Origin of the sequence: Polyangium jinanense, assembly GCF_028435265.1 — a bacterium.
In the GTDB taxonomy this organism is placed as follows: domain Bacteria; phylum Myxococcota_A; class Polyangia; order Polyangiales; family Polyangiaceae; genus Polyangium; species Polyangium jinanense.
This window is the reverse complement of sequence record NZ_JAGTJK010000003.1, coordinates 40,301-64,211: the sequence shown is the minus strand read 5'-3', so window position 1 is coordinate 64,211 and position 23,911 is coordinate 40,301. Positions and strand designations below refer to the sequence as shown.

At 67.8% G+C, this 23,911-nt stretch carries 20 protein-coding genes; 13 read left to right on the top strand and 7 right to left on the bottom strand.

Translation table 11 applies throughout. The annotated features are described in order from the left end of the window. Nucleotides 1-19: 19 nt before the first annotated feature. The 4 genes from KEG38_RS08875 (at nt 20) to KEG38_RS08860 (ending at nt 5,503) form a co-directional block, all read left to right on the top strand. On the top strand, nt 20-814 hold the full coding sequence (locus KEG38_RS08875) for a PhzF family phenazine biosynthesis protein (RefSeq protein ID WP_272418681.1): 795 nt from the start codon (nt 20-22) through the stop codon (nt 812-814). A gap of 46 nt (nt 815-860) precedes the next feature. Further along, nucleotides 861-2,987 carry a serine/threonine-protein kinase gene (locus tag KEG38_RS08870; RefSeq protein WP_272418680.1) on the top strand — a complete coding sequence of 709 codons (2,127 nt, stop codon included), beginning with the start codon at nt 861-863 and terminating at the stop codon, nt 2,985-2,987. Between the two features lie 171 nt (nt 2,988-3,158). Then, entirely contained in the window at nt 3,159-4,088 is a 930-nt protein-coding gene (locus KEG38_RS08865) for an STAS domain-containing protein (RefSeq protein WP_272418679.1), read from the top strand. Between the two features lie 101 nt (nt 4,089-4,189). Then, nucleotides 4,190-5,503 carry an MFS transporter gene (locus KEG38_RS08860; protein WP_272418678.1) on the top strand — a complete coding sequence of 438 codons (1,314 nt, stop codon included), beginning with the start codon at nt 4,190-4,192 and terminating at the stop codon, nt 5,501-5,503. Nucleotides 5,504-5,516: 13 nt separating this feature from the next. On the opposite strand, the gene KEG38_RS08855 is transcribed toward KEG38_RS08860, so the two are convergent. Beyond that, a complete protein-coding gene (locus tag KEG38_RS08855; protein ID WP_272418677.1) occupies nt 5,517-7,082 on the bottom strand; it encodes a delta-60 repeat domain-containing protein in 1,566 nt (521 codons plus the stop codon). 386 nt (nt 7,083-7,468) lie between these two features. On the opposite strand from KEG38_RS08855, the gene KEG38_RS08850 reads away from it, so the two are divergent. From KEG38_RS08850 to KEG38_RS08820, 7 genes are all read left to right on the top strand, one after another. Continuing rightward, on the top strand, nt 7,469-8,782 hold the full coding sequence (locus tag KEG38_RS08850) for an imelysin family protein (RefSeq protein ID WP_272418676.1): 1,314 nt from the start codon (nt 7,469-7,471) through the stop codon (nt 8,780-8,782). Continuing rightward, the gene (locus tag KEG38_RS08845) at nt 8,775-10,199 is read left to right on the top strand and encodes an HTTM domain-containing protein (protein WP_272418675.1); all 1,425 of its coding nucleotides are present in this window, start codon (nt 8,775-8,777) and stop codon (nt 10,197-10,199) included. The genes KEG38_RS08850 and KEG38_RS08845 overlap by 8 nt, the downstream gene beginning before the upstream one ends. Beyond that, nucleotides 10,184-12,463 carry a TonB-dependent receptor family protein gene (locus KEG38_RS08840; RefSeq protein WP_272418674.1) on the top strand — a complete coding sequence of 760 codons (2,280 nt, stop codon included), beginning with the start codon at nt 10,184-10,186 and terminating at the stop codon, nt 12,461-12,463. The genes KEG38_RS08845 and KEG38_RS08840 overlap by 16 nt, the downstream gene beginning before the upstream one ends. Nucleotides 12,464-12,524: 61 nt before the next feature. Beyond that, nucleotides 12,525-13,601: a DNA-methyltransferase gene (locus KEG38_RS08835; RefSeq protein ID WP_272418673.1), complete on the top strand. Its 1,077-nt coding sequence runs from the start codon at nt 12,525-12,527 to the stop codon at nt 13,599-13,601. A gap of 339 nt (nt 13,602-13,940) precedes the next feature. Then, the gene (locus KEG38_RS08830; RefSeq protein ID WP_272418672.1) at nt 13,941-14,606 is read left to right on the top strand and encodes a hypothetical protein; all 666 of its coding nucleotides are present in this window, start codon (nt 13,941-13,943) and stop codon (nt 14,604-14,606) included. Between the two features lie 134 nt (nt 14,607-14,740). After that, the gene (locus tag KEG38_RS08825) at nt 14,741-15,319 is read left to right on the top strand and encodes a hypothetical protein (protein ID WP_272418671.1); all 579 of its coding nucleotides are present in this window, start codon (nt 14,741-14,743) and stop codon (nt 15,317-15,319) included. A gap of 57 nt (nt 15,320-15,376) precedes the next feature. Beyond that, on the top strand, nt 15,377-16,057 hold the full coding sequence (locus tag KEG38_RS08820) for a hypothetical protein (RefSeq protein WP_272418670.1): 681 nt from the start codon (nt 15,377-15,379) through the stop codon (nt 16,055-16,057). Here the strand turns inward: KEG38_RS08820 and KEG38_RS08815 are convergent. Further along, the gene (locus KEG38_RS08815; RefSeq protein WP_272418668.1) at nt 16,028-16,633 is read right to left on the bottom strand and encodes a hotdog family protein; all 606 of its coding nucleotides are present in this window, start codon (nt 16,631-16,633) and stop codon (nt 16,028-16,030) included. The genes KEG38_RS08820 and KEG38_RS08815 overlap by 30 nt on opposite strands. Nucleotides 16,634-16,742: 109 nt before the next feature. Between KEG38_RS08815 and KEG38_RS08810 the strand changes: the two genes are divergently transcribed. Both KEG38_RS08810 and KEG38_RS08805 read left to right on the top strand, forming a co-directional pair. Then, the gene (locus KEG38_RS08810) at nt 16,743-18,533 is read left to right on the top strand and encodes a M61 metallopeptidase family protein (protein ID WP_272418667.1); all 1,791 of its coding nucleotides are present in this window, start codon (nt 16,743-16,745) and stop codon (nt 18,531-18,533) included. An 83-nt stretch (nt 18,534-18,616) separates the two neighbouring features. Further along, nucleotides 18,617-19,354 (top strand): arginyltransferase, encoded by a 738-nt coding sequence (locus KEG38_RS08805; RefSeq protein ID WP_272418666.1) that lies wholly within the window; start codon nt 18,617-18,619, stop codon nt 19,352-19,354. Nucleotides 19,355-19,364: 10 nt separating this feature from the next. Here the strand turns inward: KEG38_RS08805 and KEG38_RS08800 are convergent, their stop codons facing one another. From KEG38_RS08800 to KEG38_RS08780, 5 genes are read right to left on the bottom strand one after another with little or no spacing between them, the layout of a single operon-like run. Further along, nucleotides 19,365-19,685 (bottom strand): cytochrome C oxidase subunit IV family protein, encoded by a 321-nt coding sequence (locus KEG38_RS08800; RefSeq protein WP_272418665.1) that lies wholly within the window; start codon nt 19,683-19,685, stop codon nt 19,365-19,367. A gap of 8 nt (nt 19,686-19,693) precedes the next feature. Next, nucleotides 19,694-20,326, bottom strand: coding sequence for a cytochrome c oxidase subunit 3 (locus KEG38_RS08795; protein ID WP_272418664.1), 633 nt, complete (start codon nt 20,324-20,326; stop codon nt 19,694-19,696). After that, nucleotides 20,304-21,971 carry a cytochrome c oxidase subunit I gene (locus tag KEG38_RS08790; protein ID WP_272418663.1) on the bottom strand — a complete coding sequence of 556 codons (1,668 nt, stop codon included), beginning with the start codon at nt 21,969-21,971 and terminating at the stop codon, nt 20,304-20,306. The genes KEG38_RS08795 and KEG38_RS08790 overlap by 23 nt, the downstream gene beginning before the upstream one ends. Further along, nucleotides 21,968-23,056 carry a cytochrome c oxidase subunit II gene (coxB, locus tag KEG38_RS08785; protein WP_272418662.1) on the bottom strand — a complete coding sequence of 363 codons (1,089 nt, stop codon included), beginning with the start codon at nt 23,054-23,056 and terminating at the stop codon, nt 21,968-21,970. The genes KEG38_RS08790 and coxB overlap by 4 nt, the downstream gene beginning before the upstream one ends. Continuing rightward, complete coding sequence (locus KEG38_RS08780; protein WP_272418661.1) at nt 23,053-23,871, bottom strand: SCO family protein; 819 nt, start codon at nt 23,869-23,871, stop codon at nt 23,053-23,055. The genes coxB and KEG38_RS08780 overlap by 4 nt, the downstream gene beginning before the upstream one ends. Between the last annotated feature and the right edge of the window lie 40 nt (nt 23,872-23,911).

The following is a 23,911-nucleotide window of genomic DNA, read 5'->3' as shown; positions in this document are numbered from 1 at the left end:
GTCTTTTCGGAGGAGACCCGTGACCGAGATCCCGCTCTACCAGATCGACGCCTTCACGCTCCGCCCCTTCGCCGGCAACCCCGCGGCCGTGTGTCCCCTGCCCGCGTGGCTCCCCGACGAGACGCTCCAGGCGATCGCCGCGGAGAACAACCTCTCGGAAACCGCATTCATCGTGCGGAAGGACGAGCGCCACGAGCTGCGCTGGTTCACGCCCTCGGTCGAGGTCGACCTCTGCGGACACGCCACGCTCGCCGCGGGATACGTGGTCCTCGAGCTCCTCTCGCCGGACCTCCCTTTCGTCTCGTTCCACACGCGGAGCGGCCAGCTCGTCGTGCGACGCGCCGAGGGCCTGCTCTCGATCGACCTGCCCGCGCGCCCGCCCGCGCCCACGCACGTGACGGACGCGCTCGCCGAGGCGCTTGGCAAGCGGCCGATCGCGGCCCATGCCGCGCGTGACATCGTGGCCGTCTACGAGAGCGCCGAGGACGTGCGCGCGCTCCGGCCCGACATGGCGAAGATCGCGGCGCTCGAGACGTTCGCGGTGGGCGTCACTGCAAAAGGCACGGGAATCGACGCGGACGTCGATTTCGTGTCGCGCTTCTTCGCGCCGGCGAAGGGCGTCCCCGAGGATCCCGTGACGGGATCGCTGCATTGCACGCTCGTGCCCCTCTGGGCCTCCACGCTCGGCCGCGCGCGGCTCCGGGCGCGGCAGGTGAGCGCGCGTGGGGGCGAGCTCGACTGTACGCTCGCCGGCGATCGCGTCCTGCTCGCGGGGGGCGCGGTGCTCGTGATCGAAGGCCGGATGCGCTTCTGAACCGGCTTCCCTGACGCCGCGCGGCAAGGTATCGTGCGGGCGGCTCATGATTCCCGTTCTGCGGTGCACCGACCTCGAGCTCACCGATCTCGCCGACGACAAACCTGCGCTCGTCGACCCCGAGACCGGCGAGCCCTCGGGCCTCTCCCTCGTGCAGTGGCTCGGCTCCGGCGGAATGTCCGCCGTATTCCTCGCCGAGCGTGACGCGGATTTTGCGGCGCCCGGGCTCTCGGAGCTCGCGCCCTCGCGGGTCGCGGTGAAGCTCGTCAAGCCGGGGACCGAGCAGGGCCTCTCGCAGATGGGCATGACGAGCCGGGATCTCGCCCAGCGCGAGATCGAGGCGCTCGATCGGGTGAAGAACCTCGTCCCGCCCAGCGAATTCGTGATCGGTTATTACGGGCACGGCAGCGCCCTCGTCGCACTGGAAGGGGAATCGCCCCTCGTGCTCCCCTGGATCGCGCTCGAATACGTGGAAGCGTCGAGCGAGGGCGCGACGCTCACCGACCGCGTGTACAAGGCCCGCGAGACGGGTGTGGATCCAGTGCGCGCGTTTCGCCTCGCGCGTGGCATGCTCGAAGGCGTCCGCGTCCTCCACGGCCTCGGCATCCTCCACCGGGACCTCAAGCCCGACAACGTATTCGTCGCGGGCCCGCTCGACGACGAGACGCCGAAGATCGCCGATTGCGGCATCGCGCGTGTCGACGGCCTCACGCTCGCCACGGTGCAGGGGATCACGCTCGGGTATGGCGGCCCCGAGCAGGCGCTCTCGTCGGTTGCCCCCGCGCGGCGCAATCCGCTCGTCGGCCCGTGGACCGACGTGCACGCGCTCGCCTCCACGATCTGGTTCATGCTCACGGGCGAGGAGTGGTGCCGCTCGATGCCTTCGTGGTACGTGGGCGAGCGTCGCAGCCTGCGCACGGCGAAGAAGCTCCACCGCGGCTTTCTGGCGGCGGAGGAGCTCCTCGGCGCGATCGATCTCGCGCTCCGGCAGGGCGCCTCGCCGGTATTGCCCGAGGGGACGTGGGGACTCGACGGCGCCACGTTTTACGAGCCACACGCCCGCAAATTGCTCGGCGCATCCATGTTCGAGGGCTCGCCGCCGCGATTCCCCTCGATCGACGCCTTCGCCGAGGCGCTGCTCCCGCCCCTCGAAGCGGCCGCGGCGCGGTGGATCGAAATCGCGGCGCGCGAGCACCAGCCGATGACCTCGTTCCGCAAGACGCGTATTCTGCCGTCCGAGGAGGAGGTGTTCGCGGCGATGGACGCGCTCGCGCCGCCGCGGACCACGAGCGAAAAGCCGCTCCTCCTTTCGCCAGACGGCGTCGTCTTCCTCCCGGGCCCCTGGGGATTCGCGCGCTCGGGCAGCGAGCTGCATGGTTTGTCCAAAAAGGAACCGCGCACCTTCTCCGTCGACGTCCCCCGGCCTTATCGAGCGCAGATCGCCGCGTCGCGTTGGCTCGTGCGTGGCCCGGGCGGCGGCATTGCGCTCGTGGGCCCGGCCCACGTCCTTCTGCAGCGCGGCGAATCGTTCGTGCAGGGCACGTTGCCCCGGCGCGCGGACGAGGGGCCCGTCGGTCCGATCGTAGCGGCGCTCGGCGACGGCCGCGCCTTCGGGGTCGTGACGGCCGACGCGGGCGAGGGCGGGCCGGAGCTCTGGCTCTCGAATGACGGCGTGCGCTGGGCCGAACCGCTGCTCTTGCCGCTCGGCGGCGAGGTCTCCGCGATTGCCTCGGGCCCGCTCGGCTTCTTCGTCGCGGGCAGCTTGCGCGGCAAGAAGGCGCGCGCCTTGTGGATTGGATACGATCAGGAGGTCCGCTCCTCCGCGGCGAGCTTGAACGACAAACCCGCCTTGCTCCTTTGCGTGGCGGGCGCCGAGGGCGAGGCGTGGGCCGCGGGCGTGGGCATCGTGATGCGCTTCGATCGTGCCGGCTCCGCGGTCGAGGCCTCCGAGGCGGAGGGCATTCCCGTGGCGATGGGCCTCGACGACGAGGGCGTCCCTTGGCTCGTCACCGAGCGGGAGGTCTTCCGACGGCACGGCGGCGGTGTCTCGCCCGTGTGGAAGCGTTATCATACGCAACCCAAGGGCGCGCCGCGGCTCGTGGCGATCGGCTTTCCCCCGGGCGGGGTGCGCGTCGTGGACGCGGTCGGAGGCGGGGCGATTTTGCGGACATAGGAATTCCAGTCCTTCTGCAATCGCCATCGCCGTCAATGGTTTGGCAGAAAGTAACACCACACGGCTTCTGCAACCGCAGATCATGTCGTATTAAACATTACAAATTCAGACAGTTCCTGAGGCGCGCAAGGGGGTGTATCCTGGGCTGACATTCCTCGCCGCACCGGGACCATGAGCACCAACATCCTCAGCCACAGTGCGCCCAGTTACGCCGATTTGGAGCGCCGCAATACCGAGCTGCTCGCCGAGAACCAGGCGCTCCGCGCCCAGGTCGAGGAGGCGCGCCTGCTCATCGAGGAACACGCGCTCGCCGACCGGGAGCGGTACCTCAACGCGGAGCGATTCCAGCAGATCTTCGACTGCGCGCCCATCGGGCTGACCACCGTCAGCCTCGAAGGGCGGTTCATCAGCGTCAATCGCGCGCTCGCCGAGATGCTCGGATACACGCCCGAGGAGCTCCTCGCGCTCCGCTTCCAGGACATCACGCACGCCGATGACCTGGAGACCGACATCGAGCTCGTCGGCAAGACCATCCGCGGCGAGATCCCGCGTTACAAGCTCAAGAAGCGGTACATCCACCGGGACGGCTCGATCATCCACGTCCTGCTCCACGTCGCCCTCGTGCGCGACGAGGACGGCGCGCCGGTCCATTTCATCTCGCAGATCCTCGACATGACCGAGCAGAAGCGGGCCTTCGAGGCGCTGCAGACCAGCGAGGAGCGCCTGCGCCAGCTCTCCACGCCCCTGGTCCCGATCCGCGACGATGTCGTGGCCATGCCGCTCATCGGCGCGATCGACGCGAACCGCGCCGACCGGGTGCTCGAGGTGCTCCTCACGGGCATCAGCGGCGGGCGCGTGCGCGTGGCCATCCTCGACGTCACCGGCGTGGTCGACCTCGACGAACAGGTGGCGGCCGCGCTCGTCCGGACCGCGCACGCCGTGCGCCTGCTCGGCGCGCAGATGATCTTGAGCGGCATTCGCTCCGAGGTGGCGCGCACCCTCGTGGACATCGGCGCCGACTTCTCGGGCTTCGTCACCTGCGCGAATTTGCAGGCGGCGATCACGCATGCATTCCGGCTCTCGCGCGGCCGCGCAGCCTGAGGCGAGAGCGCGGGAGGCCGACCTCGCGCCGGCGCTGGCGTGCTTGTTGCTCATCCACGACCACGCATGATGCGCGCCTGTACACATGAGGGATCCGCCTCGTGAGCCCGAAAGTGCCCGGCGAATCGACGCTGAGGGCCATGGGCCGGGCGCTTCTGCACCGCAATTATCGGCTTTTTTTCTTCGGGCAGGGTATCTCGCTCATCGGCACGTGGCTCACCCGCGTCGCCACGAGCTGGCTCGTGTATCGGCTGACGGACTCCGCGCTGATGCTCGGGCTCGTCGGCTTCGTGGGCCAGATCCCGACGTTCCTCCTCGCCCCGTTCGGAGGCGTGCTCGTCGACCGCTCGAGCCGCCACCGCATGCTCGTCGTCACGCAAGTGCTCGCGATGGTGCAATCGGCCCTGCTCGCGTTCTTCTCGCTCACCCACACGATCACGGTCGCGCACGTGCTCGTGCTCTCGGCGTTCCAGGGGATCATCAACGCCTTCGATACACCAGCCAGGCAGGCGTTCGTCGTCGAAATGGTGGAGGATCGAGCGGATCTCGCGAATGCGATCGCCCTCAACTCCTCCATGGTCAATGCCGCTCGCCTGCTCGGCCCTTCCGTCGCCGGCGTGCTCATCGCGGCCGTCGGCGAGGGAACTTGTTTTTTGATCGACGCCATCAGCTATCTCGCCGTCCTCGCGTCGCTCCTCATGATGCGCTTGCGGCCCGCGGCGCCGGCGGCCGCGCGGAGCCGCATCCTCGCGGATCTCGGCGAAGGCCTCCGCTACGTGGCCTCGTTCGCGCCCGTTCGAGCCATTCTGCTCCTGCTCGCGCTCGTGAGCCTCGCGGGCGTGCCGTACACCGTGCTCATGCCCATCTTCGCCGCGCGCGTCCTCGGCGGCGGCCCCCATTCCCTCGGGCTCCTCATGGGCGCCTCGGGCATCGGCGCTGTCGCGGGCGCGCTTCTCCTCGCGTCGCGACGCAGCGTGCTCGGCCTCGGGCGCATGCTGGTCATCGCGGGCGCGCTCTTCGGCGCGGGGCTCGTCGCATTCTCGTTCTCGAAATGGCTGCCCGTCTCCATCGTGCTCATGGTCGTGGTCGGCGGCGGCATGATGGTGCAGATGGCGGCGAGCAATACGCTGCTACAAACGCTCGTCGACGAGGACAAACGTGGCCGCGTGATGAGCTTTTACACGATGGCGTTCTTCGGCATGGCCCCCTTCGGGAGCCTTTCGGCGGGCTGGCTCGGCGCGCGTGTCGGCGCGCCGATGACGGTGCGGCTCGGCGGCTTCGTGACGCTCGTCGGCGTGGCGATCTTTTTACGGAAATTGCCCGCGCTGCGCCGCGCGGCGCGGCCGATCTACGTCAGGCTCGGGATCCTGCCCGAGATCGCCTCGGGCCTCGGCCAGACGACGAACAAGCAATGACGGGACGGCGACGTCAGTTCCCGACGGGCAGGAGGAGCAGCACGCCGTCGTCGTTCCCGGGGCCCATGCCCACGGATTTCGTCCCGACGATTGCCGCGTGCTTCTGGTCGGGCGACAGCGCCACGCCCCAGAACATATCGGCCGACCCGCCGAGATCGTATTGCTTCCAGCCGTTCGGCGCGAACGTCGTGTCGACCGCCCCGTTCTCGGTCAGCACGGAGACCATCGCGTCGACGTTGTCGGCCGCCGGCCTCCCGCCACCTACGAGCAGCGAGCGCTTGTCGCCGAGGCTGATCAGCGCGCGGCCGTTGTCGTTGTTGCCGGCCAGGTCGACGCGGACGAACCCATTCTGGCCGTACGTCGTATCGAGCTTGCCGTCGCCCGTGATGCGCAGCGACAGCCAGTCGAGGTTATCGTTACCGCCATTCGAGCCGTACCCCACGGTCACGAAGTTCGACCCTTGCGGCACCACGTCGTAGGCCTCGGCGACCGAGGCGAGCACGATCTGGTTGAACACGCCGCCCACGCCGAACGTCGTGTCGAGCTTACCGGCGCCGTCGAGCTTGTAGATCACGGGGGACACGATGTTGTCCGCGTCCCGGTTGTACCCGGCGAGAATTACGCTGCCATCAGCGAGAATGCGGCCCGACTTCGGGGTCGCGTTCTGCTGGGCGATGTCGAGCAGCGCGACGCCGTTCGTCCCGAAGCCATTGTCGATCGCCCCGTCGGCGCTCAGGCGCACCGCGGCGAAATCGGTGTCCGTGCGGCCGGGCGCCTTCTGCGCGCCGACGACGAGCAGCCGATCGTCCGAATAGACGTTGAGGCCCCACTGCGTATCCGCGACGTAGGTATTGCCCACGAGCTCGCCTTCGCTCAGATCGAGCAGCGCGACACCGTTCGTCCCGAAGCTCGTATCGAGCGTCCCGTCGGCGTTGAACCGCGTCACCGCGATATCGCGATCCCGCGCGTCCGCCGCGCCCACGTGCTCCACCGTGCCGGCGACGACGATCTTCCCCGTCGATTGTACCACGATCCCGCGCGTCACCTCGCCGTTCGTCCCGACGGCCACGTTGTGCGTCGCGATGCCCTTGTCGCCGAACGTCGTATCGACCTCCCCGCTCGGCGAGAATTTCACGACGATCGTCGAGAAATCTGCGTCCGCGGCCGTGCTCGCCGCCGTGTTGCCGGTCGCGTAGATGTTGCCCTGCGCGTCGAACGCCACGCCGTACAGCCGATCGTGCCCCATCTCCGAAATGGGCACGGTCACGGGCTTCGCCTCCTCGGAGCCGCCCCCGCCGCCCGCGCCGCCCATTCCACCGGCGCCGCCTGCGCCGCCTGCGCCGCCCGCGCCGCCTGCGCCACCGACGCCACCGACGCCGCCCGTCCCGCCGACGCCGCCCGTCCCGCCCATCCCGCCCGTTCCACCCGTCGCGCCTTGGCCTCCCGAGCCACTCGTATTGGTCGGGCCGTCGTCCCCGCAGCCGATCGCGAGCGCGCCGAGCAGCAGGCAGCCCGAGAGGGGAACGAGGTACGTGTTTCGCGCCCACGCGCGGCGGATGGCTCCCGTATTCGCGTTCATTCGACGATCCTCCTTATGTTCCTTTCGGTCGTGCCCGGCGTGGTGCCCAGCAACCTCACGCCCTGACCTGAAAAGGAAAATGAAAGACATTTTCAACAACGATAGCTGGGTAATTCACCGCCTGCAGCATGTCAACCTGAAATCGCCCCCCGATCGCCGCTCTTTCCGCCGAAAGAGAGCTGTTTCACAGATCCTTGGGGCAGCAACGAACTGGAAAGCGAGCCAATTTACATAAATTTGGTGCTCCAACGAACCGAGCCTACCGAACTCCGTCCAAGGAGCATGCTTCGTTTCGGCAGAAGTTGAAAGTAGTTTTCAAGTTCGACAAGCGTGCTAACATCCGCCTTCCTGCTCGGGACCAAGCTTCGAACCGGAAGAGGATGTCCATGCAAAAGGAATCGCAGGTGAGCGCTCCGCCTCCCAGGAGGTGGTTGCAAGGCGGGAGCGTCGCGCGCGCGCTCCTCGGGGGTATTTTCGCCGTGGGCCTCGTCGCAGGCTGCGAGCGAATCGCATTTTACTCGACGGGCCGTCCCCCGCCGGATTCGAATGCGGGCTCCACGACCGCCTCGTCCTCGACCGGCGGCAGCAGCGGCGATCCGACGGGCGGAATGAACACCGTGACCCGCGCGACGCTGCTCGACGCCATTGCCACGTGCAACCTCGAGCTCCTCGACGCATTCCAGAAAGCCGCAGAGGAGCTCGCCACGGAGGCCGCCGAAGCCAAGATGAACCCCGCGGGCCGCGTCGAGGCGCAGGCCGCGTGGGTCAAAGCCATCGACCTCTGGCAACGCGCCGAGCCCTTCCAGTTCGGCCCCGGCGGCCCCACGAACACGCCCGGCGGCCAGGGCCTGCGGGACACCCTTTACTCCTGGCCGCTCGTGAGCCGTTGCCTCGTCGAGCAAAACATCGTTTCGAAGGCGTACGAGGCGCCCGATTTCGGCACCACCGCGCTCATCAACATGCGTGGCCTCGCCGCCGCCGAATACCTCCTCTTCTACACGGGCACGGACAACGCCTGCAGCCCCGCGACGGGCATCAACGCCACGGGCTCGTGGGCCGCCCTGAGCGCAGACGAGCTCGCCTCGCGAAAGGCCGCGTATGCGTCGTCCGTCTCGACGGGCATCGCCGCAATGGCTGGCAAGCTCCTCGGCGCCTGGCGTCCGGGCGATGGGGATTTCGCCGCGCAACTCAGGGACCCGGGCAAGAACGGCTCGGTCTACACGACGGAGCAGATGGCCCTCAATGCGGTGAGCGATGCGATGTTCCACGTCGAGACGCACGTGAAGGACCTGAAGCTCGCGCGTCCGCTCGGCATCCTGGATTGCAGCAACGCGACCTGCCCGGAGGCCGTCGAATCCCGCTTCGCCCGCCGATCGCGGCCGCACGTGCGAAACAACCTCGTCGGCTTCCGCATGCTGATGAGCGGCTGCAAGGACGGCGAGGGCGTGGGCTTCGACGACGTGCTCGTCGCGATCGGCGCGACCGCGCTCGCCGAGAAAATGAACGCGGACGTGAATGCCGCCATCGCCGCGGCCGATGCCATCCCGGCCGACGATCTCGCCCAGGCCATCGCGGAAACCCCCGAGAGCGTGAAGCAGCTCCACGACGCCGTGAAGCGAATCACCGACAGCCTCAAGACCGAGTTCGTCACGGTGCTCGATCTCGAGCTCCCGCAGATCGTGGAAGGGGACAATGACTGAACGAGCCGAAGCGGTCCCCCCGGGCCGCCTCGCGCGGCTCGCGTCCCTCCTCCTCCGCCCCGAGGACGCCGCGGCACTTGCCGCGTTCCGATTCTGCTTCGGTGTCCTCGGCTGCGTGAGCGCGATCCGCTTCCTCGCGTATGGCTGGGTGGACGAGTTCTTCGTAAAACCCCGGTTTTTCCTGTCCTACTGGGGTTTCGATTGGCTCGCGCCGCTCTCCGCGCGGGGCATGCACGCGCTCTTCGTAGCGCTCGCCGTGGTGAGCGCGTGCGTGGCGGTCGGCTTCCTTTATCGCGCCGCGATCGTCCTCTTCCTGCTCGGCTTCACCTACGTCCAGCTCCTCGACGTCACGAACTACCTCAACCATTACTACCTCGTCAGCCTGCTCGCGCTCCTCCTCTCCTTCATGCCCCTCCACCGCGCGTATTCGGTGGACGCTTGGCTCTTCCCCAAGCAAAGGAGCGCGACCTTGCCAGCGTGGTGCACGTATCTGCTCCGCGTCCAGGTCGGCGCCGTCTACTTCTTCGCGGGCCTCGCGAAGGTCAACAGCGATTGGCTCCTCCACGCGCAGCCGCTCAACATCTGGCTCTCGTCGCGCACGTACCTGCCGATCATCGGACCGCTGCTCGGCGAGCGCTGGGTCGCCTTCGCCATGAGCTGGGCCGGTTGCCTCTTCGACCTCACCGTCGTGGCTTTTTTGCTGACGCCGAGGACCCGCGTCGCCGCGTATGCCGTCGTCCTCTTCTTCCACGGGGTTACAAAACTCCTCTTTCCGATCGGCATGTTCCCGGCGATCATGGTCGTCGCGGCGCTCGTGTTTTTCTCGCCAAGCTGGCCGCGGAACCTCGCCCGTTTCTTCCGCCGCCGCGCCTCCGCGCCCGCCCCTGCCCTGCCCGCGCCCGCCGCCGCGCCCCTCCCCCGCTTCTTCGGCGCGCGCGTCGCGGTGGCTGCCTGTTATTGCGCCTTCCAGCTCCTCTGGCCCCTCCGGACGCACCTCTATGGGGGCAACGTCCTCTGGCACGAGCAGGGAATCCGGTTTTCCTGGCGCGTCATGCTCCGCGAGAAAAACGGGAGCGTCACGTATCTCGTGACGGACCCGCGGACGGGCCGCACCCAGGAGGTCCCCCCGCGCAAGTACCTCAATGGCAGGCAGGAGCGCGATTTCTCCACGCAGCCCGACCTCATCCTGCGGCTCGCGCAACAGATCGCTCTTGATTTCGAGGCGCGCGAGGGCGTGCGCCCGATCGTCCGGGCGCACGCGCCCGTATCCCTCAATGGCCGTCCGGCGGAGCTGCTCATCGATCCGACGGTCGATCTCGCGTCCATCTCCGACGGGCTCGCCAAGGCCACCTGGATCCGGCCCGTCCCCACGGCACCTCCCATTCACCTCGAGTCCCTGGCATGGCATCGCCCCTGATTCGACGCACGACGCTCCCCGCGCTCCTTTTGCTCTCGTTCTCGCCCGCGGCGCTCGCCCAGACCCAAGGCGAACCGCCGCCTCTGCCGCCGCCCGAAGCCGCCCCGCCGCCCGAGGGCTCGCCGCCAAACGCTGCGGCGGAGGATCCGAATGCGAAAAACGCCGAGCCTCCTCCCCCCATTGAAATCTCGGTCGTCGGCACGCGCCTCCAGCAGACGAGCGGCTCGGCGCACGTGGTGACGACGAAGCAGCTCCAGCGCTTCAAGTACGACGATCCCCACAAGATCCTGCTCGCCGTCCCCGGCGTCTACGTCCGCGAGGAGGACGGCTTCGGCTTGCGCCCGAACATCGGCATTCGTGGCGCCGTCTCCGATCGAAGCAAGAAGGTCACGATCATGGAGGACGGCGTCCTCCTCGGGCCGGCGCCCTACTCGGCGCCCGCCGCGTATTACTTCCCGCTCATCGGCCGCATGGATGCGGTGCGCGTGGTGAAGGGCCCCTCGGCAATCAGTTATGGCCCGCATACGGTCGGCGGCGCCATCGACATGACCACGGCCGCCATTCCCTCCGAGCGTCGCGGCATGCTCGACGTCTCGTTCGGCCAGTACATGTTCCGCAAGGTGCACGCGCGACAAGGAATCGCCGACGACAAATACGGCGTCCTCCTCGAAGCCGTGCACGTCGCGAACAATGGGTTCAAGGAGCTCGACGGGGGCGGCGACACCGGGTTTGCCCGGACCGACGTCATGATGAAGGGGCGATACACCTTCGATCCCGTGGGCTCTGTGGTGAACGAGCTCGAGCTCAAGGTGGGCTACCAGAACGAACTCTCGAACGAGACGTACCTGGGCCTCAGCGATGCGGACTTCCGGGCGACGCCGTATCGCCGTTACGGGGCGAGCCGGCTCGATCGCATGGAATGGAACCGCACGCAATTCCAGCTCACGCACCGCGCGCGCTTCCGCCCGAACCTGGAGGTCACGACGATCGCCTATCGCCACGACCTGCATCGGGCCTGGCGCAAGGTGAACGGGTTCCGCGGCACCTCGGTCGCCGACGTCCTTTCGAACCCCACCGATCCGCGCAATGCCCTCTACTACGGCGTCCTCACGGGCGCCATCGCCCCGAGCACGGACGACGAGACGCTCATGATCGGGCCGAACGACCGGACGTTCGTCTCGCAAGGCCTCCAATCCACCGTGTCGTGGCGCCCCAAAACGGGCCCGATCTCCCACCGGATCGAGTATGGCGTCCGCCTCCATTACGACTCGATCCGCCGCCAGCATACCCAGGACGGCTTCCTGATCGAGGGCGGCAACCCGATCCCCGAGGGGCGCCCCACGGAGACGACCGCCGACAACGACGCGTACACCCACGCCCTCTCGATGTACGCGACCGACGCGGCGACCTGGGGCCCGCTCACCCTCACGGCCGGCGCGCGGCTCGAATCGATCCGCAGCGTGCTCGAGAATCACCTCACGGGTGAAGAGAACCTGACCATCCAGCAGGTCGTCCTCCCCGGCGCGGGCGTCTTCCTTGCATTGCCGCGCGATTTCGGACTTCTCTTCGGCGTGCATCAGGGCTTCTCCCCCATCCCGCCGGGGCAAAACGACCTCGTCCGGCCCGAGAAGAGCTGGAACTACGAGGCCGGCGTACGCTGGGCGCCGAAGCGCGTGCGCGCCGAGATCATCGGCTTCTACAGCGATTACAAGAACCTCACGAACCTGTGCTCCTTCTCCTCGGGCTGCGTGCAGGAGAACCTCGACCAGCAGACCGACGGCGGACAGGCGCGCGTACTCGGCTTCGAAGCGTATGCCGAGAGCGAGATCAAGCTGCGGGAAAACCTCGCGCTCCCCGGCCGATTGAGCTGGACCTATACGAACGCGCAGTTCACGAACACCTTCCAATCCACCGATCCCATCTTCGGCGACGTCGAGGCGGGCGACGAGCTGCCGTATGTCCCGAAGCACCAGGTCGCGGCGTCGATCGGCGTCGAGACGCCGCGCTGGGGCGTGAACGTGGGCTGCACGTACACGAGCCGCATGCGGGAGCTCGCCTCGCAAGGCGAACCCGCGCCGGGCACGGCGACGGACGATTATTTCCTCCTCGACGCCTCCGTGAACGTCCGTCCCCTGAAATGGTTGACGATTTACGCGCTCGGACGGAACCTGCTCGACAACGCCTACATCGCCTCCCGCCGTCCTTATGGCGCTCGCCCCGGCGCTCCGCGCTGGCTACAGGCGGGCGCGCGCCTCGACTTCTGAACGTCCCTGCCGACATCTTGGCCCGCGCCCGCGCTCCCTGCTAGGAGCCGTTCGCCCCCTCATGTCGAGCCAACCCTCGCCCCTCCCGCCCGCGCGCCGCGGCGCCTATTTCATCGGCGACAACCTCGACGTCCTGCGGGAGCACGTCCCGGACGCGTCGGTTGATCTGGTCTACCTGGATCCCCCGTTTCAAAGCGGAAGGACGTACCACCTCTACACAGGTGTCGCGGCGGACGAACCTGGCGCGGTCGCGTTCGACGATACGTGGTCCTGGGGCGATGCCGCCGCGCGCGCGCTCGCGGCCCTCGTCGCCCAGGGCGAGCCCGTCGGGCGCGCGCTCGCGGGCCTCCACGGCTTCCTCGGCCCGTGCGACATGATGGCCTACCTCGCCATGATGGCGCCTCGTCTCGTCGAGATGCGCCGCGTCCTCCGGGCCACGGGCAGCGTCTTTTTGCATTGCGACCCCACCGCGAGCCATTACCTCAAGATCCTGATGGACGCGGTCTTCGGGCCGGAGTGCTTCCGCAACGAGATCATCTGGCGCTACCGCCGCTGGCCCGCCCGCGCGCGGCGCTTCCAGCGCATGCACGACGTGCTCCTCTTCTACACGCGCGAGGCCTCGAACGAGCATACGTTCCACGCGCTCTACGGGTACGAAGAGCTCGCGGAGTCCACGAAAAAGACGTTCGGCACGAAAAAGCAGCGCGCGGATTTCTCCGCCGGGCACAGAAAGCCCGGCGTCTCGGACGAGGAGACGAAAGGGCCGCCGCTCTCCGACGTCTGGGAGATCGGCGTGATCGCGGCGAAGGGCAAAGAGCGGCTCGGCTATCCGACGCAAAAGCCCGAGGCGCTGCTCGAACGTGTCGTCCTCTCCGCCAGCAACGAGGGCGACGTCGTGCTCGATCCCTTCTGCGGCTCGGGGACGACCCTCAGCGTGGCCACGCGGCTCGGGCGTCGCTTCCTCGGGATCGACCGGAGCCCCGAGTCGAGGCGTGTCGTCGAGGAGCGGCTCGGGCGCGCGTTCGGCGAGGCGATCGATTGGGAGATCGTCGATTGCGCGGAGAGTCGGCCGAAGCCGCTCGTGCGCACGGACGCCGGAAGGACGGGCGAGCGAGAGAATCGGCCGCGGGTGGCTTGAGCCGCGTCGGATGTCGCCTCGATTCGAGGAGGCGTCCCATGGCCCCCGGACGCGCTCGAATCCCCTGAACGAATCCCGCGCGCTTTCCCGCGGCGTCGAGGACGCCCTTCCCTCATCCGTCTCCGCGCACATGGCCCGATAGAGACATTCGAGAGCTCGCTCGTTGACCGGGACGGATGCCTCTCTTAAGTGCATGCGAGAGGTCGCTGGGTCGTCGTCTGCCGAAAAGACCCTGGAGTGGATGGCGAAACAGTAGAGCCTCGTGATGGGGGACCGAAGCGCTCGCAGGGCGAGCAGGGGGGGTGTGCAATGAAGTGCCGTTCAGGAATGCTGGGTGCAATGGTGGGAATCGGCCTGACGCTGGGCTCCGCCGCGGCCTTCGCCCGGCCTCCCGGCTGCAACTCGGGCTCTGCGGCGACGATGTACGACGTGGGGGTCGCCAATGGCCGTAGCCTCACGGCGCGGGCCTGGGCGCAGGTGAACGATTGCTTCGCGCTCGAGTCCTTCTACAACCTGATCGAGGATGCACTGGATCTGCTCAGTGTGGCCCCGGGCTCGGGGAGGCTCGCCGCCTGCCGCATCGGCGGAACCGGCGACGGCATCTTCCAGAAGCTCCTGGATATCGACAACACGTGCACGAACCAGTGTATCCAGACCGGCGAGCAGATCGGCGACGTCATGGCGAGACTTTATTGCTTGATTTCCATCGCTCTCGGCGGCATCGCCCCCGCGCCTCAATTCATTCAAGGGCCCCTCGGGATCTGCGGGATCAACATGAGGCTCACGTGCGAGACGACGTTCTTCGCCACTGCTCAGAGCTACCCGGGCTGCGGCCCGTACACGCGAGGGATGTTCGAGGCTTCGTACAGGACCGAGATGAACAACGCCTGCTACGCGCCGCCTCCGATCAGCATCGGGGCCCTCGCGCCCGCGGATAGCCCGGAGATCCGGCTGGCGGAGCTCTGGAGCCGGATGAACATCGCGCTTTACACGCCCGCGGAGTAGCGGAACGGGAAGCGAAAGGCACGCCCGGAGCACGGAAGCCCAGGCTGCGCGAGGGTCTCGCGCAGCCTGGGACGGCGCCGAGATTGCAGGGCGAGCCCCTTGTCGAGGTTCTGTGTCTGTGAGGGGAGGACGAAATGAAGAAGCGCGGACAATTCGGTATGTTTTTCGGTGTCGCAATGCTTTCTCTGGTCGCGACGGGCGCGCGTCCTGCCTTTGCGGCGCCGCCCCCGGCCTGCGACACCGACACGTTGCAGCGCATGTACGAGGTCGGGTACCAGAACGGCCAGAGCCTCCTGCAGCGCGCCTGGAGCCGGATCAATCGCTGCAGCAAGCTCCGGGATTTCCGCGAAATCGTGCGTAGCACCTTCGCGGAGGCAGCGGTCCCGACCACGAGCATGATGGTCGCCTGCCGCATGAGCGGCATGCACGACGGCTACTACGACGCGATCGCGGCGATCGACAGCTCCTGCCGCACCTGCGTCCTGCAGCAGGACTGGGCCGTGGGCGATTATGCGGCCCATACGTACTGCGCGCTCGGGGGCCTCTCGATTCCGGTGGAGCAGTTCTCCTCGGGTCCCCGCCGCGTCTGCGGCGCGGCCGCCCGGATGCAGTGTCGCCGCCAGTTCGACCAGTCGGCGCGAAATACCTGCGGCGAACTGATGAGCACGAATCCACCGGACAGGTTCCGCTCGCTGGCCTGCACCGGCGAATAGCCACCCCGGGCTTCGCCCACGTCCGGCGATCCTCCTCGAACTACGGAAAAACCTCCCATGAAGATCCTTGCAGCCATGCTCGCATCGTCGATCGTTGGCCTCGGACACGCGCCGGAGGCCTGGGCGGAGCCCCCCTTCGTCCCTCGGAAATGCCGGGGCTCCGCGGAGAAGGCGGGCTTCGAGGCGGGCCGCGGCCCCGGGCGCGCCATCGCGCGGGAGGAGGTCGAGCACGCCCATGTCTGCGAGCGCCTCGACCGCGTCGCGGAACGCATGATGAGGAAAGCGCGCCGATCGCCGCGCGGGCTACGGAACAACCCCCGCGCGATCTGCGAATACGCCGGGACGGTCCAGGGCATTTACGAGGCGCTGCATGGCGTCTGGGGCCGGTGCAGCGCCTATTGTTGCAGCGAGGGGAAGATCGTCGGCGAGATCGGCGCTGAGCTCTATTGCCATCTCTCCATCGCCCTGGATGGCCTGGGCGTGACCGACTACCTGCCCCGCAAGCCGCCGTCGCTTTGCGGCGCGGCATTCGAATCCTGCTGCGAGTCGCGCTTCGGCGAGGTCACGCAGAGCTACGCCGATCCGGAGGGACAGCAGTGCCGCACGTACACGGAGGGCGCGTACCTCTCCGCGTGGGAGCAATCGCTGAACGATCAGTGCGCGTACGCGATCGAGACCCCGGCGATCACGCCCGACGCGTCGCCCTCGTCACCGCAGGATCCCCTCGACCTTCGATAACGAAAGCATCCCCTGCGCCACCGTCTGCCCGCGCACCTCGACATCGGCCTCGAAATGCTGCACGTCCGCGCCCTCGCGGATGAGCCGGATCTCGTAGCTCAGCACGTCGCCCGGAAAGACGTTGCGCAAGAAGCGGAGCTGGCTCGCGCCGATCGCGCCCGTGCGCATGGGGCCCGCCATCGTGATCGCGGCCAGGATGTCCTCGCCGAGGCCCGGCGTGAAGCCGGTTTCGAGGCGGTATCCGACGTCCGCGTTGCGCAGCGCCGACACGAGCTCGGATGCGTTCCGGCCGATTGCTTCGAGCTCGCGCTGCACGGCCACGAAGATCTGCAGCATGTTCGCCGCCTGCACGATGCCCTCGAGCGCGAGCGCCCGCGGCAGCATGGGCGGCGTCGGGAGCTCGGCCGAGAAAAACGGCTCGTTCACGCTCACCGCGCGCGACGCATGCAGCGTGGGGCGGGGCGCGCGTGAATACCCCTCGATCCGATCCACGAGCAAGAGCGGCGGCCGCTGCGGCAGGAGGAGCATCACGACAGCCGCGCCGAGGGGGAGTACGTCCGTTTTCGTCTGGGCCATGCGCGAGACGACTATCGCACAGCTCCACGCCGGGCAAAAGCCCAGGCCATGCGCCGCCCCGGCTGGCCCTCGTCAACCCCGGGGATAACCCGTATTCTCGCTTTCCCGTATGCGCTCTCGCTCGTTCGTCCTCGCGCTCGCCCTCGCCGCCGCCGCTTGCACGACGCCTCCCCCGAACGCGCCTTCCCGCTGCCCCGAGCCCACGAACGAGCGCGTGAAAACCTCCGGCGCCAAACCCGTCCCCGCGTCTCCCGCGGCTTCTCCGACGCGCGAAGGACCCGGCCTCGACGTCACGATCCGTCCCGTCCCCGCGGCGGCCGCGATCGACGTGACGCTCGCGTTCCGCGGCGCCGGCGCGTTCCCCGGCCGCACGTTCTCGATACGCACGCCCGATCCGAAGGCCTTTCGAATGAAGGAGGCGCGCGACGCGCGCGGGACGATCGACGCGCGCCCGGCTCCGCACCCGGATCACGTCGCGATCGAGCTCGCGCGCGCCCCCGAGGGCGAGCTTCGCCTCGTGTACACCGTCGAGTCGCGCGTGACGCCGGGAAAACTGCCTTTCCTGCTCTCGGATCCCGACCGCCTCGAGGTCACCGGCGACGCGCTCCTCCTGCCCGACGCCGCGCGCGATCTGCGCCTCGCCGTGAAGCTCGAAATCGATTTGAGCCCCTACGGTACGCTGGAGAGCGGCGCCTCCGTGAGCGGCGCGGCGACGAGCTTCGGCATCGGCGCGTCGCGCGAGGTGAACACGACCGCGGACGAGCTGCGCGGCGCGGTGATGGTCACGGGCCGCATGGGCACGGCTGTCTTCGACACGCTCGAAGGGCACGACGAGGCCGCGTGGTTCGGCTACACCGCCTTCGATCCGCGCCCCGTCTCCGCGGACACCGCCGCGTTCCGCACCGCCGCAGGTGAGCTCTTCGGCGAGCGCAGCCCGATCCCGCAAACGTTCCTCATCGTGCCCGAGCCCGGCCCCGTCGGCAGGTTCGTCGCGGCGCGACGCACGCGCAGCGTGCTCTTGCACGTCGCCGTGGGCGAACCCTGGTCGGGGCCGCTGCGCATCGCGACCTCGGTGGAGATGCTCCGCGCGTGGGTCGGCGAGCGGCTCTGGATCGGGCCCGAAGATCCGGCGCGTCAAGCCGAGGGCGCGTGGTTCGCCGAAGGCGTCGTGCGACACCTCGCGCGGGACATGCTCTTTCGGTTCGGCCTCGTGACGCCGCTCGAAGTGGCCGACGAGGTGAACGGGCTCGAGTCCGTGATCGCGACGTCGCCACGCAGCAAAGAGGGGAACGCGGCGCTCGCGAAGAGCTTCCGCGAGCCCGGCGTCGTGCCGCTGCTCGTCGCGCGCGGGGCGCTTTACGCGCTGCATGTCGACGCTGCGATCCGAGCGAAGAGCGGCGGCCAGAAGAGCCTCCAGGAGGTCCTGCGCGCGCTCTACGCGAAGGCCAAGGAGCGACGCGGCCCGCTGCCCGTCTCGGCGTGGACCTCTGCCCTCACGGCCGAGATCAGCCCGGCCGAGGTCGAGGTCTTCGCCGAGGCGATCGAGCGCGGGGGCAAGCTCGATCTGCCCGACAACGCGCTCGGCCCTTGTTTCCGCAGGGAAACGCGGCGCTACGAGCGGTACGACCTCGGCTTCGACGAGGCCGCGACGCGCGCGAAAATCCCGCCCGTACTCGTGGGGGTTCGTCCGGACGGACCTGCGGCGAAGGCGGGCTTGCGCGAGGGCGACGAGCTCGTCGAAGGCTTGACCTCGGCGGGGCGGAGCGACGTGCCGGTGACGATCGTCGTGCAGCGGGGCGACGACCGCATCAACGCGAAATACCGGCCTGCCGGGCCCTCCGCGAGCGGCCGCGGCTGGTCGCGGCGCAAGGACGTGCCCGACGAAAAATGCACCAAATAAAGCAGCCGGACAGCCTCGCGTGACCGGGCTCTGGTGAAGCGCTATCCGTCCGTGCGACACTGCTGCCGAGCCCGATCGCGTCCATGGCCCGCCTGATTCAGCACATCGTCGAACCCCCGCGCGCCTGCTCGTACATCCCGAACGAGCGCGCATCGCTCGAACATCACATCCTGCTCGACGTCGATCCCGAAGAGCTCGACACCCTGCTCGAGCGAGGCGTCCGCCGCTTCGGTCCCGATTACTTCCGCCCCGTGTGCCCGTCCTGCGCCGCGTGCGTCCCGACGCGTATCCTCGCGAGCGAGTTCAAGCCGAGCCGCAGCCAGCGCCGCGCGCGCAATCGCGGCGCGGAGTTTCGTATCGTGGTCGGGCCGCCGCGCGTCGACGCGGATCGGATCGCCCTCTATCACACCTGGCACGCCGACCGGGAGCGCGCGCGGGAATGGACGCCGGGAAAGCTGACCTCGCGCGATTATTTCTATCAATTCGCGTTCCCGCACCCGTCCGCGCGCGAGGTCGCGTATTACGACGACGAGGCCGGCGGGCGCCTCGTGGCGATCGGCATCTGCGACGAGACGCCGCGCGCCTGGAGCGCGGTGTATTGTTTTTACGATCCCGCCTATGCCTGGCGCTCGCCCGGCGTGGGCAACGTGCTCGCGCTCGTGGAGATCGCCCAGAGGCAGGGCAAACCTTACGTCTATCTCGGATATCGCGTCGCGGGCTGCCCGTCCTTACGTTACAAGGCGGCGTTCCACCCGCAGGAGATCCTGCCGCGTTTGCCCGCGGACGGAGAGCCGCCGCGTTGGACGCGGACCGAGGAGTGAATTCTCCGAATCACGGATAGGGGTGCGCGGCAGGATCGGGCCGCGGCGGGAACGTCTTGCGGGTCAACGGATCGGCGGCCGTGAGCGCGACGAGCAGCGCGATGAACAGGAACGTCAGAATGACGATCAGCCTGTTCGCGAAGCGCTGCTCGACGAGGTGCATGAAGATGAACAGCACGACGAACGTCTTCGCGACCGAGATCGCGAGCGCAATGACGAGCTCCGCTTCGCCGAGGCCGAGGCGCGAGATCCCGAACGACAGGAACGTCAGCACGAGCAGGGCGATCCACGAGCCGATGAGCTTGGGTGTGGTGACGTGCGCGCTGATCATGTCGCCTCTCAATCCGTGAGGTAGAAGAGGGGCCAGAGGAAAATCCAGACGACGTCGACGAGGTGCCAATACAGGCCGACATTCTCGACGGCGACGTAGCGATGGGTGCCGTATCTCCCCTTCAAGCAGAGCACGGCCACCGCGGCGAGCATGATCATGCCGGCGATCACGTGCAGGCCGTGCAGGGCCGTCATGAACCAGTAGAGCGTGTACCCGAGGACCACGCCGGCCGGCGGCTGCTCCACGAACGAGTACATCCCGGCGGGGAGCGCGTTCTCGTGAATGTGGTGGGCGTATTCGAAGCCCTTGACCACGAGGAAGACGGCGCCGAACGCGGTCGACAGGGCGAGGAGCCCGGCGGCGAGGCGGGCCTTGTTTTCCCGAATGAAATGGACGCCCAGGGCCACCGTGAAGCTCGACGTGATGAGCACGACCGTGTTCGTCGTCCCGAGCGCCACGCTGTTGTGGTGGAGCGCCTGGACGAACCCGGCCGGGTACATCGCGCGGTAATACGCGTAGGCCGCGAAGAGGGCCCCGAAGAGCAGCGTCTCGCTGCCGAGGAACATCCACATCGCGAGCCGCGCGGCGTGGTCCTGCTTTTCGAGGGTCTCGAATTGCTCAACGAGCCTTTGCGCGCTCACGGGCCACCTCCTCGGAGAGCGTGTATTCGTAGGCCGAACGCTCGATCTCGGGCGTCTCCTCGAAGTTGTGCTTCGACGGCGGGGACGCGGTGATCCACTCGAAGCTGCGCGATCCCCAGGGGTTCGGCCCGGCGCGCTTGCCCCATTTCAGCGCGACGAGGAGGTTACCGAGCGCGAGGATGAGCCCCGCCCCGAGCAGCCAGGCGCCGCCCGTCGAGAGCACGTTGAGCCACTGGTATCGCTCGGGATACGTGAAATACCGCCGCGGCATGCCGCCGTTACCGAGGAGGAACTGGGGCAAGAACGTGAACACGAACCCGATGAACACGGCGACCGAGGTCAAGAGGCCGACGCGCTCGTCGTAGAGCCTGCCGAACATCTTGGGGAACCAGTAATGCGCCCCGGCGAGGAACGATGTCAGCGTCCCGCCGACCATGATGAAGTGGAAGTGGGCGACGACGAAATACGTGTCGTGCCAGTGCACGTCGAGCGATTGCGTCGCCACGGCCACGCCCGTCATCCCGCCGAAGACGAACAGGAAGAGGAACCACAGGAAATACAGCATCGGCGTGGCGAAGCTGATCGCACCCCCGCGCAGCGTCGCGACCCAGGTGAACACCTTGATCGCCGAGAAGATCCCGACGAACATCGAGAGCGCGCCGAAGACGCCCGCGTCGAACTCGCTGAGGCCCGCCACGAACATGTGGTGGCCCCAGGTGAAGAAGCCGATGAACGCGATGCCGAGCGACGAGTATGCGATGGCCCGGTAGCTCGCCGGCTGGTTGTGCGAGAACGAGCAGACGACCTCGCTGATCACCCCGAACGCGGGGAGGATCATGATGTACACGGCCGGGTGCGAATAGAACCAGAAGAGGTGCTGGAAGAGCACCGGGTCGCCGCCGTACCGAGGATTGAAGAGCGTGAGGCCGAACGCGTGATCGAGCGCGATCAGGATGAGCGACATCCCGAGCACGGGCGTCGCGAACAGGATGATGATGCTCGTCGCATACGAGGCCCACACGAAAAGTGGCATCCGGTGCCAGCTCAGGCCCTTCGCGCGCAACGTGTGCGTCGTGACGATGAAATTGACCGACGTCATGATCGACGAGATGCCGTTCACGAAAATGCCGATCCCCATCCAGGTGACGGCCGTCGGCGACGTCGTGCTGTACGGCACGTAAAACGTCCAGCCGGTGTCCGCGCCGCCCGCGAGCATGGCCCCGAGCAGGATGATCGCGCTGAGGACGTAGACGTAGAAGCTCGCGAGGTTGATGCGCGGGAACGCGAGATCCTTGGCCCCGAGCATGATCGGCAGGACGAAGTTGCCGAAGACCGTCGGAATGGCCGGGATCATGAACAACCAGACCATGGTGATGCCATGGAGCGTGAACATCTGGTTGTACGTATTCGCGTCGATGAAGGTCTGCTCGGGCGTGAGCAGTTCCGTGCGGAGCACGAGGGCAAAGACGCCGCCGAGCCCCAAAAAGAGGATCACGCCCACGTAGAACATCAGGGCAATGCGTTTGTGGTCCTTCGTGAGGAGCCACGAGCGCAGGCCGCTGTCCGCGCGCAGATAATCCGGATGGTCCGCGCCGACGCCGAGCGATTCCGGCCTTTCATCGGCGTCGATGGTCGCTTGGCTCATTGCACCCCCTCCTGCGTCTCCGGAACGGTGACCGTGCCCCAGGGCGTCGCGCCTGGCTTCGGGCGCACGTCACGCAGGCTCTTCATGAGCTCGATGATGGCGCCCGCCTGGGCCGGGCGAATCTGGCCAAGGAAACTCGGCATGATGCGCTGATACCCCGCGTGAACGTGCACGAACGGATCCATCATCGACTCGGTGATATACGCCTCGTCGACCTTCGCGCTGCCGCCGCCTTCGAGCGGGACCGTGGTGCCGTAGAGGCCCGCCCAGGTCGGACCGAGGTGCGGCGTGCCGTCGATGGTATGGCAGCGAAAACAGCCGAGCTCGGCCGCGGCCCGTTTTCCCTGTTCAACCATGCTCAGGGGCTCCGGCGGCGCGTATTCCGTGACGGAGGACGGGCGCAGGTCGACCGGGCCCGCCACGGCCGGCTCCGGCGATTTGCCTTGCAGCCAGCGCTCGTATTCCTCGGGCGGGAGCGCGATGACCTCGCCGCGCATGGTCGAGTGGCTGACGCCGCAATACTCCGTGCACAGGATGTCGTACCGGCCCGGCTCCTTCGCCTCGAACCAGAGCGTGGTGAGTCGCCCCGGGAGCACGTCCTGCTTCAGCCGGAAATCCGGCACGAAGAAGCTGTGAATGACGTCACGGGAGGTGAGGATCAGCTTCACGGGCCGCCCGGCGGGGACGTACAGCGTCGAGATGGAGTTCGCGCCCTCTGGATACGCGAATTTCCACATCCATTGTTTGCCCGTGACGTAGATCTCGAGCGCGTTCTCCGGCGGGACGCGGATGGTCATGAATTGCCAGAATCCGATCACCCACCACACGATGAACATGCCGAAGAGGCCGACCACGACCACGGCTTCGAGCCAGATGGCCGGCGTCGCCTCGGGCACGCGGCGCGACGGGTGCTTCTGGACGGCCGTGCGGCGATAGCGGAACAAGAACCACCCGCCGATGAGGGTCACCAGCAAGGCGCCCCCCATCGTCATGATGATGACGAAATAATGGAGCTTGTCGATCTCCTCGGCAATGGTGGACGCCTGCCGCGGCAAAAACAGGATCGTACGGAGCAGCTCGTTCATCGGGGTTCACCCCCTCGTCCCCGGCGCCGATCCCGGCGCCACAACATGCCCAGGGTCGTTCCGACCGTGCACAGAATCAGGAGCGATCCAATGCGGAGAAACCCGGTGATGTACGGCCCGTACCTTCGCGTCGCCGGGTCGTAGCGATAACAGGTGACGAGCACGCGATCGACGATCGTGCCGACCTTGCCCGCCGCAGCCTCGACGAGGGCGAGCCGCAAATCCCACGCGGAGGGCTCGAGCCCGTAGAGGTACCGCGAGATGCGCCCGCCCGGCGCGAGCACCGTGACGACCGCCGGGTGCGCATATTGCTCGGTCGAGGAATCATAGCCATAACGGAAGCCCACGGCGTCCGCCACGGCGCGCGACGCCTCGGCCGTCCCCACGAGGAACCGCAGGCTTTCCGGCTTCGCGCCGAGCTTCTCGGCGAGCGCATCCCTGCGCTTCGCGGCATCGGTCGGCGTATCCTCCGGATCGATGCTGACCGTGACGAGCCGATAATCCTCGCCGGGCGTATACCCCGCCTCCGCGAGGCCCTTCGAAACGCCCGTGAGCAAAAGCGGGCAGAGCATCGGGCAGCGGTAATAAGCGAGCACGAGGAGCACGGGGACATCGCCCGCGAGGAGCTCGCCCGTCTTCACCTCTTCCCCGCGCTCGCCGCGCAGGACGATATCGCGCGGAACGTAGCCGCCGAGGCGCTCGTCGACGTCCGCCTGCCTTGCCGCCATGGGGAGCGCGCGCGTCTCCTCCGCGGCGGCGACCGGCGCGCCCGCGAGCATCATGGAGAGGGCCATGGCCCAGCCGAATCGTCTCACCAAGAGCTCCCCCTAACGCCCACGCCCCCAGAGGGCGCGG